Below are 1525 nucleotides of genomic sequence, written 5' to 3' on the forward strand. Positions count from 1 at the left end.
CAATGGATGAAACCGACCACGGTTTGACGCCACGAATCGCAGATTTGAAAGTGAACAGGAAAGTCAATGAAATCAACGATCTACCAACACCACCTCCGCGCCAGTGCTAGCTTTTCGTACCGTCACTTATTGCACTGAAAACGAGGAGACCCCTGCCCCGTGCTTCGTGCCGAATCACGGCCATGCGGCGTCGATCCTTCACGCAACTGCGGCCCTGATCGCAGATCCGGGCCTGCGCGCTGCGCTTGCTAATACCGGCTGTGCCTGGGTGGCGCGGTGTGGCGGCTTGTTGCTTCTCCATCGTGCCACGGCGTTCTCGCCGTGCAAGGGCGGCGCGTGCTCGCACTCTTGCGGCCTGCGGCCGTCGTTGACCCTTGACTGCTTGCGCTGCGCAGTGCCCCGAAAGGGTCGGGCAATTCCGCCCGGCAACCTTTCAGGAGCTCACCATGAACAACGCACTCATCACTGACGAGCAGCGCATCGTGCTGCTGTCGGAATCCAGCCTGCGCTCTGACGACTCGGCGTGATGCCTTCGCGCCCCTAACGGGGCGTTGCGCGCTTTGCTTGTCTCCAGGGGAAAGCCCTGCGGGCTATCCCCGCCGCGCGAGCTTGGCGCCCCTCAAAGGCCGCCGAGCCGGCTTCCCGATGCCTGGAGCATGAGCTTGTGCATCGAGCCTTGAAGTCCGGGCGTCCCCGGCCAGGAAACATGGCCGGTCGCGCTGTCGTGCTGCGCATCGAACCCCCTGCGGGGTTTCGCCCCTGTCGGGCTTCCATCATTCCCTCGCGCTGATCGGCTGACGCCTCCGGCCCGGCTTCCAGCTTCGGGCCTGCGCGCTTCGCTTGCCGTGCGGTCGGCGCATGGGGAAGGCCGTTGCCTTGTCCAGCCGTCTCCCCTGACTTCATCACCTTGTCCGCGACTGTAGCCCGCTCCCGTGCGCCGTCAAGGCGCGCAGGGCCGTGTCCTCGCTGCGCTGCGGGCCGCACCAACCCTGCGCTTGCCTCCTTGACGGCCCCCGTCCGCGCGCTCCTGACCGTCGCGGGCGATGAACTCAGGAAAGACGGTGGCAACAGGGCCAACCAGGTTCCTCGTGCCGACCGCACCGAACAGCCGAAAGGCTGGGCTCCGAATCTAGGAATCCGGTGTGCGGTTTTCTTCAACAACCAAGTCAGGAGAAAGACATGCTTGCATCCCGTTTTGCTTCCCATTCCCCGGCGCTGCGTTCCGATTACCCCTTGTCGGATGACCAAATCCGGCGCGTGGCCCCGTCCATCTTTGCGGATGCCCCGCATGAGAGCCGTTCCGAGCGGTACAGCTACATCCCTACCGCCACGGTCTTGACCGAACTGCGCAAGGAAGGGTTTCAGCCGTTCATGGTGAACGGATAGGAAATTCAACCGCATGAGGCCAAGTATGGCACGAGTTTTGGGCCTCGAAACACGTTCGGCCAAGGAAGGTTGAGCGCTCGCTTGCCGCTCAATGGCAAGAGCTTGGGAGGCAGTATGCATTTGGGCCTGGCGCGCGCGC

At 63.5% G+C, this 1525-nt stretch carries 1 protein-coding gene and 1 pseudogene; both read left to right on the forward strand.

What is annotated here, in order from left to right:
* Positions 1–374 precede the first annotated feature (374 nt).
* Positions 375–527 (forward strand): hypothetical protein, encoded by a 153-nt coding sequence (locus BN2503_RS20615; protein ID WP_157764933.1) that lies wholly within the window; start codon positions 375–377, stop codon positions 525–527.
* Between the two features lie 652 nt (positions 528–1179).
* Positions 1180–1377: pseudogene (locus BN2503_RS18940) on the forward strand (DUF932 domain-containing protein); the annotation flags it as partial.
* Positions 1378–1525 lie beyond the last annotated feature (148 nt).

The sequence above is a fragment of the Paenacidovorax caeni genome (assembly GCF_001298675.1).
GTDB classification, from domain to species: domain Bacteria; phylum Pseudomonadota; class Gammaproteobacteria; order Burkholderiales; family Burkholderiaceae_C; genus Paenacidovorax; species Paenacidovorax caeni.